Source organism: Desulfitobacterium dehalogenans ATCC 51507 (assembly GCF_000243155.2).
Lineage (GTDB): Bacteria > Bacillota > Desulfitobacteriia > Desulfitobacteriales > Desulfitobacteriaceae > Desulfitobacterium > Desulfitobacterium dehalogenans.
On record NC_018017.1, the window covers coordinates 991,584 to 1,005,284 of the forward strand.

The window sequence follows — 13,701 nt, forward strand, 5'->3', positions numbered from 1 at the left end:
GGGTGAACCGATGAATAAAAATCTAGTCGGGATAATTATGGTAATGCTGGGGGTCTCTCTGCTCATCTTTATAGGGTTTACAGCTCTGAACTATAATGAACCAAGGGGTTCGGAGGCTGTTTTGGATTCGGTATTGGATAAGGATCGTGTCATGGAGATTCATGTTACTTTGGATGAAGAAGATTATAGGGATATGCTGAATAACCCTATGGCAGAAGAGTATAAAATAGCTAGAGTGGAGATTGACGGCGAAATGGTAGACAATGTGGGTTTTCGGGTCAAGGGAAACTCAAGCTTGACTATGGTGGCCAATAGCGACTCGGATCGTTATAGTTTTAAGCTTGATTTTGATCAATATATTGATGGACAAAAATATAAGGGTTTGACCAAGCTAAACTTGAATAATTCCATAAGCGATCCCTCTTATATGCGGGAATACTTATCCTACTCCCTTTTTAAGGAGATGGGTGTTGCCACACCCGGTTTTGCTTATGCCAACATCTATGTGAATGAGGAAAAGGTTGGACTCTATCTGGCGGTGGAGGGCATTGAGGAACCCTTTCTCGAACGCTATTATGGAAGCGGATACGGGAATCTGTATAAGCCGGACGGTACGGGCAGCGACTTGGTATACATTGATGACAACATCAAATCTTATAGCGGTATTAAGGCTGCCGTCCACAAGAAATCAGGTGCCGATGCCGCCCTTTTGAAGATGATCAAAACCCTCAATGAAGGCCAGGAGTTGGAAAAAGTCATTAATGTAGAGGAAACCCTGAAGTACTTTGCGGTGAACACCGTCTTGGTCAGCATGGACAGCTACCAGGGAAACATGAAGCATAACTATTATCTTTATGAAGAGGATGGAGTATTCACTATTTTGCCCTGGGATTATAATATGTCCTTTGGTGGTTTCAGTATGGGCCGGGGAGGGAATTCTTCACCCACAACCCTGACGATCGATGAGCCTGTATCAGGAACCACCCTTGAGGAACGGCCTTTGATTGGGAAGCTTTTGGAGGTCGAAGAGTACAAGGAGTTGTACCACCAGTATATCCGGGATTTTATTCAAGGTTCTTTCTCAGTTGAAACCATGACTAAGGAGATTAAGCGGGTAGCCGACCTGATTCGTCCTCACTTGGCAGAAGATCCTACCAAGTTTTACACCATGGAACAATTTGAAGAAGCTATTGGAGAAGGGGCTGCTCAAGAGACTTCTTTATTGGAGAGTTCTCAAGAAGAAGGAAGTATTATTGAGAGTGGAATTCCCGGAGAGAATCAGGGCGATAAGAGGCTGCCTGGGGGAGACCGTGGCGGTATGCCAGGGGACAATCGCGGGGGGAACATGATGATGGGAGAGAATACCATCGGCCTTCAAAAGTTTGTCCGGGAGCGTATCCTCAATGTAGCTCAACAACTGAATGGAGAAATACCCAGTATAGGTTCCGAATCTGATTCAGCTTTCCCAAGGGAAGGAGGAATGGAGTTTCCCAACGGCCTTCAGCCCCCTAATGGCGGAGCCGGCGGGGAAAGACCTCAACCGGGAATGGCTATGGGTGAAGGCAAAGGGCAGTTTCCTGAGGGAGGGGTACAAGGCGGACCCTTCAGGAATGGGGAGAATAAGCCTGTGGATAGAGGTGTTATGAGTACAGAACAGCTTACTGTGATAGGGGCGTTTCTGGGACTCCTGTCACTTCTCACGATTTTGATTCTTAAGAAAAAGACTAAATATACTTCTTGAATTACTTGTTAAATTAAACTACCCAATGAGATAGGATTAAAGAGCTCTAGGCGGCCTCTAATTAAGCTGCCTGGAGTTTTATTATCAACTGTGCATTCTATAAGAAAAAGTATTATTATATATAATAAAGTATATCTGTTTGAAGTTATGTAATGAACCCGAAAAGGTGGTAGAAGATAGTATGATTTATTTTGATAATGCGGCCACAACCTGGCCAAAGCCGGAATGTGTTTATGAGGCAGTGGATCAATGCCTGCGCAACAAAGGGGCGAACCCCAGTCGCTCCGGTCATTTTATGGCCTTGCTTGCCGGGCAGATTGTCCTCAATGCCCGGGGGCAAATCGCCGAGTTTTTTAATATCTCTGATCCTTTGCAAGTGGTTTTTACCTCCAATGCCACGGAAGCTCTTAATTTAGGTCTGAAAGGGTTATTGAAGCCGGGGGATCATGTTATTACCAGCTCACTTGAACATAATGCCTTAACTCGTCCGTTGGAAATGCTCCGCAGTCAGGGTGTAGAAGTAACCAAGCTGCAGACCTCTGTGCAAGAAGGATTGCATCCTGAACAAGTGGAAGCAGCGATTCAAAACAATACAAAGCTCATTGTACTCAGCCATGCTTCCAATGTGATGGGGTTAATTCACCCCATTGGTGAGATCGGCAGGATTGCCAGGGAAAAGAGCGTCCTTTTTATGGTGGATTCAGCTCAGACGGCAGGCTCCATTCCCATCGATGTCCAAGCAATGGGCATCGACCTTTTGGTCTTTGCCGGACATAAGGGATTATTGGGTCCTCAAGGAACAGGTGGCTTATATCTTCGAGAGGATTTGCAGCTCGACACTCTTAAGGAAGGGGGAACAGGAGCGAATTCAGAGGAACCTTTCCAGCCGGAAGAGAGTCCGGAACGCTATGAGAGCGGAACGCTCAATACACCGGGAATTGCTGGTCTAGGGGCGGGGATAGAATTCATCAAGCAGGAGGGAATAGAGAAGATTCGGGAAAAGGAAAGAAGCCTCACCCGGCAGTTGATGCTGGGCTTAAGTGAAATTCCCGGCGTAATTCTTTATGGCCCTAACCCTTCTGTAGAAAGGGCACCTGTCATATCGATTAACTTGGAGGGAAGAGAACCTTCAGAGGTTTCCTACCTCTTGGATAAGCTTTATGGAATCGCTTCAAGACCGGGCTTGCACTGTGCCCCCGATGCTCACAAAACCCTTGGTACCTTCAAACAAGGAACAGTTCGCTTAAGCTTAGGATACTTTAATACAAGCCAAGAGGTGGAGGAGTGTCTTGACGCTGTTGCCAGGCTTAGCTCCTCGAACAAGAAATAAAAGTTTTGTCAATATATTCTAAATAGAATTTATAGATAGTGTAGAAAATAATATGAATTTTTGCTAAAATAATGTTATGCGAAGGTATCGGACAAGGAAGATATCGTTTTATGAGATCCCATTCGCTAAAACGGGCAAGATTTTTGAATGAATCAGATGGATAAGCGGTCTGACAGTTAGTTGGCTTGAGAGGTATTAAGTCCTTTCAAACTTGGACAACCATCCTGATTGACTCAAAAAGTGCCCTAGGTAAGCAAAATAGAGGAGGTAGAAAAAGATGCAATCCAATGAAACGACGACTACTCAAGCAAATCCAATTGATTTATCCGATGTTAAAGCAGCGCTTCTGATGGCTGTTGACCTCGGATACGAAGTCATTAAGGAAGTAGCCCAAAAGCCTATCGAAGCCGGTGAGGACGTTGCTAAAAAGGCTTGTGAAGAAGGTAAAAAAGTTGTCGAAAAAGGGGCAGGAGTAGCAAAGGAACATCCGTTAGCGACCCTTCTGATTGCCTTTGGATTGGGTTTCCTCGTTGTAAAACTGCTGAAGAGGAAATAGTCTATGGAAGCACTAGCAGATATTGTAGTAAAATTCCTGGACTTACTTGAAGCACAGTTTGCAGATTTCCGAGGGAAATTGTTTAAGATACTGATTGCGATTGGATTAATCGTCGTCGCTTTGGTATTGGCGATCACCGCTTTCGTCATGTTCGTGTACGGTGTTTTCCTTGGTTTATCTTTGCTTATGAAACCTTTCCTCGCTGCATTTACAGTGGCCTTGTTGGCGATTATCCTGGGAGGGGGGTTGGTTCTTTGCGCAAAGAAAACAATGGCTTAACTGTTGCCGAAGCAAAGCAACAATTTAAAGAATCCGTGGCAAAGTTTCAACCTAAACAGATCATAACCAATAATCTTTTACAATGTACACTCATCAGCTTTGTGGCAGGAATGGTTTCTGCCGACTCCAGGAAATCGAGAGAGAGCCTGGTTAATCTTGCTGTCACGGTAATTAAAAAAGCTTTGTAATAGTCTCTTAATCATATTTAAAAGATATGCTAAAGATAGTAAGTGACATAAGAGGACCACAAAGAAGCCTAAGGGCTCTTTGTGGTCCTTTCTTCTCATTCTTAGGATGAATGAGTATCAATTAAACAAGAACGAGGATGAGCAGCTATTTAAGATTATGTAATAAATAGTAGTCGAAAAAAGATTTTATGCGTTTTCCGAAATGTATGTATACAGAATACATTATATTTCGAGTATTGCCATTATTCTGAATTAAATGATACTATTATAAATATTATAATTAATGGTATAACCATCTTCAAGATAAATATTTCCTCTTTGAAGGTTATTAAAAATATAGGGGGACATAAAGTGATTCTACTGGAAGGACTACATAAGCACTTTGGGCATTTGCATGTTCTAAAGGGGATTGATCTACAAGTTAAAACTGGAGAGAAGTTGGTTGTTATTGGGCCCAGTGGATCGGGTAAGAGCACCTTGATTCGTTGCATGAATCTTCTCGAGAAACCTTCTTCAGGTAAAGTCATTGTGGACGGGGTTGAGATCACCGCCCATAAAGCGCCTGTAGCGAAGGTTCGGCAATCTGTGGCCATGGTGTTCCAGCAGTTTAATTTATATCCCCATAAGACAGTTCTGGAGAATTTAACCCTTGCCCCAACCTTGATTAAAGGAGTCTCTAAAGAAGAGGCGGAAGCGTCGGGAATGGTTATTCTTGAACGTGTAGGGTTAAAGGCCAAGGCAAATGCTTATCCAGCTCAATTGTCGGGGGGACAGCAGCAACGGGTTGCTATCGCCAGAGCTTTGAATATGAAGCCGAAGATTATGTTGTTTGATGAACCTACGTCGGCTTTGGATCCTGAAATGATTCAGGAGGTTCTCGACGTCATGGTGGACTTAGCTCATGAAGGAATTACCATGGTCGTTGTAACTCACGAGATGGGCTTTGCACGCCAGGTGGCAGATCGGGTCTTGTTTATGGATGAAGGAGAAGTTCTGGAGACAGGTACTGCTGAACATTTCTTTACTGACCCGACTCACGAGAGGACGAAGCTTTTCCTCAGCCGTATTTTACGTTAATTTTCCCCAAAAATAAATAAAAAAAGTAGGAGGGAATTTTGTGAAAAAATTAGGTATCTTTTTGGTGAGTTTTTTCCTTGTCGGAAGCTTACTCGCAGGCTGCGGCTCCGGTCCGGCTCAATCCGGAGGAAGTGATCCCAATCTGCCGGCCGATATTCGGGCCATTAAAGATCGTGGAGCCTTAAGCGCAGGGGTTAAGGTGGATGTTCCCAAATTTGGGTACAAAGATCCCAAGACCAATGTCATTGAAGGATTTGAAATTGATCTCGTAAAAGCTTTAGCCAAAGAAATTTTTGGTGATCCCGATAAAATTAAGCTGCAAGCCGTGACGGCGAAAACCCGTGGGCCCCTTTTGGACAGCGGGGATGTGGATATGGTCGTTGCGACCTTTACCATCACTGAAGATCGGAAAAAAAGCTATAATTTCTCCGACCCCTATTATATAGACAGCGTAGGCCTGTTGGTCAAGAAAGCTCCCGGATATAAGAGCTTAAAAGACCTGGATGGCAAGAACATTGGCGTCGCTCAAAGTGCCACCAGCAAAACAGCCCTTCAAGATGAGGCCGACAAGCTGGGCGTCAAAGTGAAGTTCCAGGAGTTTGCTACCTATCCGGAGATTAAAGCAGCTCTTGATTCCGGCCGGGTGGACGCTTTCTCCGTTGACCGTTCTATTCTCCTGGGTTATATCGATGACTCGACTGTGCTCTTGGACGACAAATTCAGTCCTCAGGAGTATGGCGTGGCCAGCAAGCTGGGAAATGACGGCTTAGCCCAATTGGTTAATGATACGATTCATAAAATGCAAGGTAACGGGGAACTTCAGAAACTAATTGAGAAGTGGGGTCTGTAGCAGTGACGGGACCATTTGCCTGGTTTAAGTGGCAAGCACTATTCAGCGATTGGACAATATTTGCCGAGGGATTCCTGACTACAGTCATGGTTTCTGTCCTGGGATTATGCCTGGCTTTAGCTCTGGGAGTAGTTTTCGGGGTCCTGGGGAGTACCCATCTGAAGCTTTTTCGAGCCATTAATCGTGTATATGTGGAATTCATTCAAAATACCCCTTTGGTAATCCAGGTCTTCTTTGTGTATAATGGATTGCCTCATATTGGGCTCATGCTTCCTGTCTTTAGCGTGGGGGTATTGGGTGTGGGCATATACCACGGTGCTTATATCGCTGAGGTTGTGCGGGCCGGTATTCAAGCGATTCATCGAGGGCAGATGGAGGCGGCACTATCCCAAGGGTTTTCATACTGGGGTGCTATGCGGCATGTCATTTTACCCCAAGCCGCTCGGGTCGTATTGCCCCCTCTCACCAATCAGGCGGTGAGCCTGATCAAAAACACCTCCGTATTGGCCATGATTGCCGGTGGGGATCTGATGTATCGTGCTGACTCCTGGTCGGCAGGAAATATTTATTATGGTCCCGCCTATGTTACCGCCGGATTACTTTACCTGTTGCTGTGCTTCCCCTTAGCTCAATTGGCACAGTACCTGGAGCGTAAGATGGAGGTGTCGGCATAATGGCAGAAATTTTCCAACCTTACGTCTTTCGTTTCCTGGCTGAAGGGTTAATGACAACTCTGTATATTGCGGGCATGACGATTGTGCTTAGCTTCGTCATCGGCACGATTTTTGGAATCGCCCGTTATTCGAAGAATCCTATCCTGGCGCCTGTTGCCGCAATCTATATTGAAGTTGTCCGTAATATTCCTTTGCTGCTGTTTATTCTCATGTTCCGGTTTATGACAAGACTGGAACCTGTCAATGCGGGTATTCTGGCTATGACGGTATTCACTTCAGCGATTATCGCCGAGGTGGTCCGGGGCGGCCTGAACTCCATTGATAAAGGTCAGTGGGAAGCAGCCAAATCCCAGGGACTCTCCTATGTACAGATTCTTCGCCATATTATTCTTCCCCAGGCTTTGCGGAAAATGATTCCGCCGCTGGTCTCCCAGTTCATTACGGTCGTCAAAGACACCTCCTATGTCTGGGCAGTGGGGATTGAGGAACTGACCGGAAAAGGCTTGATCATCATGGGTCAATTTGGATCTACGCCCCAAGTCTTTACCCTCTTTGGGATGATTGCCTTGACCTATTTTGTCTTGAACTATGCATTATCTGTAATAGCCCGTAATCAACAGGCTAAGTCGGCAATGCAGAGTTATTAAGCTTTCAGGTATATAGTGCCATTATAAATTGTCTTAATTAACATCTGAATTGCCTTGATTATTTTCTGAAGAAGTATACAGTGTTCTTCGAAAAAACCTCTTGTTATTTCTTTTGGATTCCTATAAATTATAAACATCAAATCCATAAGGCAATGGCGCCGTGACAAGAATCTGTAATAGATACTTGGAGCGGCGCCTTTTTCTGTTTGCTTATCAAGAAGCCTTATTGGCGGGGGCAGGGTGCCATGTTTAGGATTGGATAAGTGTGTGAGAGCAAGAAAGAAAACCTGGATTGAATCAAGGAGGAATATCAAATGAAAAAAGTATGGGTATTATTGTTAGCGATTATATGCATGTTGGTTCTCCCCGTTGCAGTTCTTGGGGCAGATGGTACTGTGGTGAATTCAGGGGACACGAGCTTTATTATTTTATCGGCAGCACTTGTCTTTCTTATGACTCCTGGTTTGGGTTTGTTTTACGGTGGCATGGTTCGTAAAAAGAATGTTCTAAGTACGGTGATGCATAGTTTTATTCTCTTGGGTGTGTCTTCAGTGCTTTGGGTGTTAGTCGGCTTTAGTTTGGCTTTTGGTACAGATCATGGTGGCATTATCGGAAGTTTAGAGTGGATCGGTCTTAGTGGTGTCGGTATGGAGCCTAATGGAGATTACTCGTCAACAATTCCCTTCCTATTGTTTATGGCCTTCCAAATGATGTTTACAATCATTACTCCGGCAATCATCTCGGGCTCCGTTGCTGAACGAATGCGGTTCCCAGCTTTCCTGGGCTTTATGGTTCTTTGGCTGCTTATTGTTTATTATCCCCTGGCTCATTCGGTATGGGGTGTCGGTGGTTTCTTGCGTGAAATGGGAGCACTGGACTTTGCAGGTGGAACTGTTGTGCATATTAGCTCAGGGGTTACTGGTTTAACAGCCGCTTTAATCTTAGGCAAACGTAAAGGACATGGAAAAGAGCCTATGGCTCCCCACCAATTGCCTATGACTGTTTTAGGTGCAGGTCTTCTCTGGTTTGGCTGGTTTGGATTTAATGCCGGTAGTGCCTTGGGTGCGAATGGGGTAGCAGCCATGGCTCTGGTTACAACCAATACCTCCGCTGCCGCCGGTGCATTAGCCTGGATGGCTACTGAATGGATTCATCGTGGCAAGCCAACCATCCTGGGTGCTGCCAGTGGCGCTATCGCAGGACTTGTAGCGATCACTCCAGGAGCAGGTTTCGTTACTCCCATGTCCGCTATAGTTATTGGCCTCATTGGTGGTGCGATTTGTTACTTCGGTGTTAGTGTACTGAAAGCAAAACTTGGCTATGATGATTCACTTGATGCCTTCGGCTGCCATGGACTCGGTGGAATCTGGGGAGCTTTAGCAACCGGTATCTTTGCATCAGCCTCCGTGGGAGGAACTGACGGCCTTTTGTATGGGAATGGGGCTCAAGTAGGGATTCAAGCCATCAGTGTTGTAGTAACCATTGTTCTGGCAGTCCTTGCAACATTCGTAATTATGAAGCTGGTAAGTGTATTTACGCCTTTGCGTGTTACTGCTGAGGAAGAAGAAATAGGACTGGATCTCTCCCTGCATGGAGAAGAAGCTTACCCCGACTTTATTGGCAGCGGTTATTTATTGTAAAAATTCTCATTTAAGGGCGCTGGGGAAGGATTTTAGCGCTTACGGAGTGAATACCTTATTCATAAAAGGAGGGAATCCTAGTGAAGAAAATTGAAGCGATAGTTCGCCCGGGTAAGCTGGATGATGTTCAATCGGCACTGGATGACTTTGGTGTCAGTGGCTTGACCGTAACCCAAGTTCTAGGGTGCGGTAATCAAAAGGGTCATACTCAGGTCTATCGAGGGGTAGAGTATAAGGTTTATCTGCTTCCCAAGGTAAAAATCGAAGTGGTTGTCATGGATCAGGATGTCGATCAAGTGGTTTCCATCATTATAGGAGCTGCCCGCACAGGTGAGATTGGGGATGGGAAAATCTTCATCTACCCGGTGGAGGAAGCGATTCGGATCCGCACAGGTGAGAAAGGCAACGATGTACTATAGCTCGAACGCAAGGTCGGACATAAGGGGTTGTCGTATTAAGACAACCTTTTCTTATTATTGTGAGGCTATTTCTCCAAGGGTGACTTGTACCGCTTTCGTCTGTCCATTGCGAATAAAGGTCAGTGTCACTTTGTCGCCTACATTGTGCTTATAAATTTCCCCAATCAGTTCGGTGGAGTTTTCTACTGTGACATCATTGATATGTGTAATCACATCTCCCTCTTGGATTCCTGCTTTTCCGGCGGGTCCTTCAGGATTGACTTCATAGATATAGGCCCCAAGAGGCAGATTTTTCTCTTTTGCATAAAGAAGATATTGATCACTGACCGAGACTAAAAGAGCCGGATGTTTGGCTACTCCATTTTCAACAAGTTGGGTGATTATGGAAGTGGCTTCACTTATAGGAATGGCAAAGCCCATACCTTCAAATCCATTCTCAGCGTATTTGGCTGAGTTAATGCCGATGATTTCTCCGTAGTAATTGACCAGAGGGCCACCGCTGTTTCCAGGATTGATGGCGGCATCTGTTTGCAGCATATTATAGAGGGTGGATTCGCCGGACATCTGAAGAGTACGATTGGTGGCGGAGATAACACCTGCTGTTACAGAACGGGCAAACTCATTTCCTCCGGGATTCCCGATGGCAACGACAAATTCTCCCACTTCGATTTTGGAAGAGTCTCCGAGTTTTACTTCAGTGAGATTGCTGGTATCGGAGATCTGCAGGACTGCTAAATCCGTGCGAGAGTCTGAGCCGATAAGCTTTGCTTCAAGGTTTCGGCCATCACTAAGGCTGACTGTGATTTTTTTGGCATCCTCAATAACATGATTGTTGGTTACGATATAGCCGTTCTGAGCATCAATGATAAATCCGGAACCGGTTCCTGCTTCCACTAACTCGGAGCTCTGGGTATTGTTTCTGGAGCCTAAGCCAAATCCATACCTTTGGAGATTGGAAACAGTTTGGTAATTCGAGATTCCCACCACGGCGGGGCCTACTTCCTTGGCCACTTGAACTACAGGGGAATTGGACTCATCAGTCTGGGTATTGGCGAGAAGGGTCACGGGACGATTGGTGTCCGCGGAATTTAGACTGGCTTGCGCTTCGATGGCACTGAGGGTCTCCGGGTAGACATATTGGAGAATCGATACGGATGAGACTCCACCAAGAAGAGCGCTGATAATACATAAAGCAGCTAAAGGGAGCAGCCGATTTTTTTTCTCACTCATAGATTGAACCTCCTTGTGTATAGAGTCGCTGTGTAAAACTCTTCTTAATGACCTAAGTATAGGACATGACTCTGAGTCATACCTGATTAGAAACTGAAAAAAAGCTGAAAATTTTATGATGATTTTATGAACATACTGCAATAAAAGAGTCATCCACTAATAGTATAACATTTCCATGATTAATTAAAAAAACGGCTGAACATGTTCTGATAGACCATGTCAGCCGTTGCTTCCCTGCTTTAAAATGTTATTGGTTTTCGACAACCTTATTTAAATCCTTAATAAGGCTGGGGACATCAATTCCATGGGCTGTGGCACCTTGTTCAACATTTTCAAAACGAGCCGCCATACAGCCAAAGCAATGCATGCCGTATTTTTGAAAGACTTCTACCGTTTGCGGGTATTTTTCTACGACATCGGTAATTTTTTCAGCACCAGTAAGCATAGTTTTCTCTCCTTTTAACGCGTATTGGGTTTACCTTTAATATTGTACCTTATTAATGAAATATAACCCAAATATTTTTCAATATTTTTTAATAAGGTCGGTCTTTTTAATATATTCGTGATAGCATGAGATGGCTTATTTTTTTAAATCAGTGCGGATAAACTAGGGACAACGAAAGAGAGGGTTCTGCTATGGATCAATTAATACTTATGGTGTTGGCTTTTGGTTTGGTTTCAATAGGGATAACCGTTCTTCTGGGAATAGGGGTATCAAGAATTAAGTTTCTGAAATATTTGCCGGGGGTTTTATGCCTGTTTTTATCCATGTACTATTATTATTTGGCTAGCGTTGTTCGAGCCGGTGAAGGATTTGAAGATTTGGGGAATTTCATACTGGCCATCTTCTTTTTTGCAGCTGCTTTTTTCGGCATAATAACCGCTTTAATCATGGAATATCGGGGCCGCAGTAAAGGAAGCAGATGATAGGAATGGGAGCCTGGGGAATAGTTTTTCGCGACTTTTTTATGGATTTTCTCTTGCAAAACTATACCGATGGGTATATTATGATAAAGTACTTGCGCCACTAGCTCAGCTGGTAGAGCATCCGACTCTTAATCGGCAGGTCCTGGGTTCGAATCCCCGGTGGCGCACCAATAAGTATTAACACGATTGACGTCGCAAAATAAAAGTTAAATGTTTTCTAGGGTTCCGCAGCAATCTTTGTTGGCTGGTCCGAGAGAAAACTCACAGCCTGGCTGTGTCACGGAAGGATAAAAGCCTGGGAGAGACTGATTAGCAGTATCTCTCAGGCTTTTTAATTTGGGAAAAACTATAGTGGAGGAGGATCTTCAATGAATAACCATTGGAATAGAGTATTTATTGCTGCTTTCCTGGAAGTGCTTTGGGTGATTGGATTAGCTCATTCCTACGATGTGTGGACATGGATCGGAACGGTGATTGCACTTATTGTGAGCAATTATTTGATGATTACGGCAGGGCAAGTGCTCCCTGCAGGGACGGTCTACTCTGTTTTTGTAGGATTAGGGACGGCGGGCACCGTCATTTCCGAGATTTTCTTTTTTGGGGAATCGTTCAAATGGGAAAAACTCCTGTTGATTTTACTCCTATTAACAGGAGTGTTTGGCTTAAAAGCAGTTACAGCGGATAAGAGCAAAGAAGGAGTTGATTCCTGATGGCTTGGTTTACTTTATTTTTCGCAGGTTTGTTTGAAGCATTTGGTGTGGCTATGATTAATCAATTGCAGATAAGCCGTAATTGGAAAACTGTCGGTCTACTAATTATGGGATTTGGAGCAAGCCTTGTTCTACTGGGTTATTCATTACGATTTCTCCCTATGGGGACAGCTTATGCCATTTGGACGGGTATCGGTGTGGTAGGCGGTACTCTCATTGGCATGATCCGTTATCATGAATCAAAGGATTGGAGAAGAGTAGTGTTTATAACCATGATTTTAGGCTCGGTCATCGGCTTAAAGCTTATCTCATAAATGGCCCAAAGGGCGAGTTTTTCCCCGTCTCATGGTATAATAAATGAAATAACAGGCGACTGTTATAAGATTTTCTTTTGAATGGAGGAAAAAATGACTAGAAAATTGCCAACGTTTTTATCTGAAAACGAGAATGGGTTATGGATGACGGAAGATGAACGGGAAAATTTGAAGATTGATTATCGGATTAAAGAGATTATTTTTGAAGAAAAATCGCCGATTCAGCATGTGATGATTCTTGACTCTTATAGCTTTGGACGCATGTTGGTATTGGACGGAATCGTCCAAACCACTTCCATAGATGGTCATATTTATAACGAAACCATTTCCCATGTACCGTTAAACATTCATCCCAACCCGAAGAAAGTATTGATTATTGGCGGTGGAGATTGCGGCGTTGCCAAAGAAGTCTGCCAATACTCCAGTGTCCAGCAAATTGATGTGGTGGAAATCGATCAGGTGGTCGTGGAGGCCTGTCGAAAGTATCTGCCGGAAGTTTCTGGAGGGTTGTCTGATCCGCGGGTTCGGTTCATTTTTGAAGATGGAGTAAACTATGCACAGAATTCGCCGGCCATATATGATGTAATCATCGTGGATTCATCGGATCCCATTGGACCCGCCGAAGTATTAATTGAAAAGAACTTTTATCGGAGTCTATTCAATGCTCTGAAAGAGGATGGACTGATGGTCTGTCAAAGTCAATCGCCGATTTTCCATGGGGAAGCGATGGAACAGATCTTTGCACGGATTGATGATATTTTTCCAAAAACAAAGATGTTTACGGCCGTTGTGCCTACATATCCCGGCGGTTTATGGAGCTTTACCTTAGGGTCAAAAAAATATACTGCTCCGAATTCTGTCAGGATTAGAGAACTTGATACTCTGTACATCAATGAGCAACTCCTTGAGAGCTGTTTTGCTCTCCCTGAATTCATGATTAAACAGCTGAGTTTTCGTTGACCCGTTTTATTCTGAAAAAATATGCGTGCATTTGATGAAAGCATGGAGCAGGCAGATAGAAATTATCCAATGCAAAGGACATTATGACGATTGATAAAACGCTCGTAAAAGGGCCTCTAAGGGCTTTTACGAGCGTTCGTTTTCTCTCTGCTTAATGAA

General features: G+C 44.3%; 17 protein-coding genes, 1 tRNA gene and 1 riboswitch. Of the genes, 16 read left to right on the plus strand and 2 right to left on the minus strand.

The genetic code is table 11. The features are described from left to right. The first annotated feature begins 10 nt into the window (after positions 1-10). The 11 genes from DESDE_RS04700 to DESDE_RS04750 all read left to right on the plus strand — a co-directional run bounded on the left by DESDE_RS04700 (position 11) and on the right by DESDE_RS04750 (position 9,401). Positions 11-1,741 (plus strand): CotH kinase family protein, encoded by a 1,731-nt coding sequence (locus DESDE_RS04700; RefSeq protein ID WP_014792890.1) that lies wholly within the window; start codon positions 11-13, stop codon positions 1,739-1,741. Positions 1,742-1,922: 181 nt separating this feature from the next. Next, positions 1,923-3,071 carry an aminotransferase class V-fold PLP-dependent enzyme gene (locus DESDE_RS04705; RefSeq protein ID WP_014792891.1) on the plus strand — a complete coding sequence of 383 codons (1,149 nt, stop codon included), beginning with the start codon at positions 1,923-1,925 and terminating at the stop codon, positions 3,069-3,071. A gap of 277 nt (positions 3,072-3,348) precedes the next feature. Beyond that, positions 3,349-3,627, plus strand: a complete 279-nt coding sequence (locus DESDE_RS04710) for a hypothetical protein (RefSeq protein ID WP_014792892.1) — start codon at positions 3,349-3,351, stop codon at positions 3,625-3,627. Positions 3,628-3,630: 3 nt separating this feature from the next. Beyond that, positions 3,631-3,906, plus strand: coding sequence for a hypothetical protein (locus tag DESDE_RS04715; protein ID WP_014792893.1), 276 nt, complete (start codon positions 3,631-3,633; stop codon positions 3,904-3,906). Beyond that, positions 3,882-4,094 carry a hypothetical protein gene (locus DESDE_RS04720; RefSeq protein WP_014792894.1) on the plus strand — a complete coding sequence of 71 codons (213 nt, stop codon included), beginning with the start codon at positions 3,882-3,884 and terminating at the stop codon, positions 4,092-4,094. Before DESDE_RS04715 ends, DESDE_RS04720 begins: the two co-directional genes overlap by 25 nt. Positions 4,095-4,445: 351 nt before the next feature. Next, on the plus strand, positions 4,446-5,171 hold the full coding sequence (locus DESDE_RS04725; protein WP_014792895.1) for an amino acid ABC transporter ATP-binding protein: 726 nt from the start codon (positions 4,446-4,448) through the stop codon (positions 5,169-5,171). 40 nt (positions 5,172-5,211) lie between these two features. Then, entirely contained in the window at positions 5,212-6,021 is an 810-nt protein-coding gene (locus tag DESDE_RS04730) for a transporter substrate-binding domain-containing protein (RefSeq protein WP_014792896.1), read from the plus strand. Positions 6,022-6,023: 2 nt separating this feature from the next. Continuing rightward, entirely contained in the window at positions 6,024-6,695 is a 672-nt protein-coding gene (locus DESDE_RS04735) for an amino acid ABC transporter permease (protein WP_019849658.1), read from the plus strand. Further along, positions 6,695-7,342 (plus strand): amino acid ABC transporter permease, encoded by a 648-nt coding sequence (locus DESDE_RS04740; protein ID WP_014792898.1) that lies wholly within the window; start codon positions 6,695-6,697, stop codon positions 7,340-7,342. Before DESDE_RS04735 ends, DESDE_RS04740 begins: the two co-directional genes overlap by 1 nt. A 314-nt stretch (positions 7,343-7,656) precedes the next feature. Further along, complete coding sequence (locus DESDE_RS04745; protein WP_014792899.1) at positions 7,657-8,982, plus strand: ammonium transporter; 1,326 nt, start codon at positions 7,657-7,659, stop codon at positions 8,980-8,982. 80 nt (positions 8,983-9,062) lie between these two features. Further along, a complete protein-coding gene (locus tag DESDE_RS04750) occupies positions 9,063-9,401 on the plus strand; it encodes a P-II family nitrogen regulator (RefSeq protein WP_014792900.1) in 339 nt (112 codons plus the stop codon). A 54-nt stretch (positions 9,402-9,455) separates the two neighbouring features. On the opposite strand, the gene DESDE_RS04755 is transcribed toward DESDE_RS04750, so the two are convergent. Together DESDE_RS04755 and DESDE_RS04760 are read right to left on the minus strand one after the other, a co-directional pair. Then, positions 9,456-10,631 carry a S1C family serine protease gene (locus DESDE_RS04755; protein ID WP_014792901.1) on the minus strand — a complete coding sequence of 392 codons (1,176 nt, stop codon included), beginning with the start codon at positions 10,629-10,631 and terminating at the stop codon, positions 9,456-9,458. A gap of 247 nt (positions 10,632-10,878) precedes the next feature. Continuing rightward, a complete protein-coding gene (locus tag DESDE_RS04760) occupies positions 10,879-11,076 on the minus strand; it encodes a DUF1858 domain-containing protein (protein ID WP_014792902.1) in 198 nt (65 codons plus the stop codon). Between the two features lie 191 nt (positions 11,077-11,267). On the opposite strand from DESDE_RS04760, the gene DESDE_RS04765 reads away from it, so the two are divergent. The 5 genes from DESDE_RS04765 to speE all read left to right on the plus strand — a co-directional run bounded on the left by DESDE_RS04765 (position 11,268) and on the right by speE (position 13,542). Beyond that, positions 11,268-11,558, plus strand: coding sequence for a hypothetical protein (locus tag DESDE_RS04765; protein WP_014792903.1), 291 nt, complete (start codon positions 11,268-11,270; stop codon positions 11,556-11,558). A gap of 94 nt (positions 11,559-11,652) precedes the next feature. Further along, positions 11,653-11,728: transfer RNA gene (locus DESDE_RS04770), tRNA-Lys, on the plus strand. A gap of 36 nt (positions 11,729-11,764) precedes the next feature. Beyond that, positions 11,765-11,862, plus strand: a riboswitch (guanidine-I (ykkC/yxkD leader). A gap of 64 nt (positions 11,863-11,926) precedes the next feature. Then, the gene (locus DESDE_RS04775) at positions 11,927-12,268 is read left to right on the plus strand and encodes a DMT family transporter (protein ID WP_014792904.1); all 342 of its coding nucleotides are present in this window, start codon (positions 11,927-11,929) and stop codon (positions 12,266-12,268) included. Beyond that, entirely contained in the window at positions 12,268-12,582 is a 315-nt protein-coding gene (locus DESDE_RS04780) for a DMT family transporter (protein WP_014792905.1), read from the plus strand. The genes DESDE_RS04775 and DESDE_RS04780 overlap by 1 nt, the downstream gene beginning before the upstream one ends. Positions 12,583-12,675: 93 nt before the next feature. Further along, a complete protein-coding gene (gene speE, locus DESDE_RS04785; RefSeq protein ID WP_014792906.1) occupies positions 12,676-13,542 on the plus strand; it encodes a polyamine aminopropyltransferase in 867 nt (288 codons plus the stop codon). Positions 13,543-13,701 lie beyond the last annotated feature (159 nt).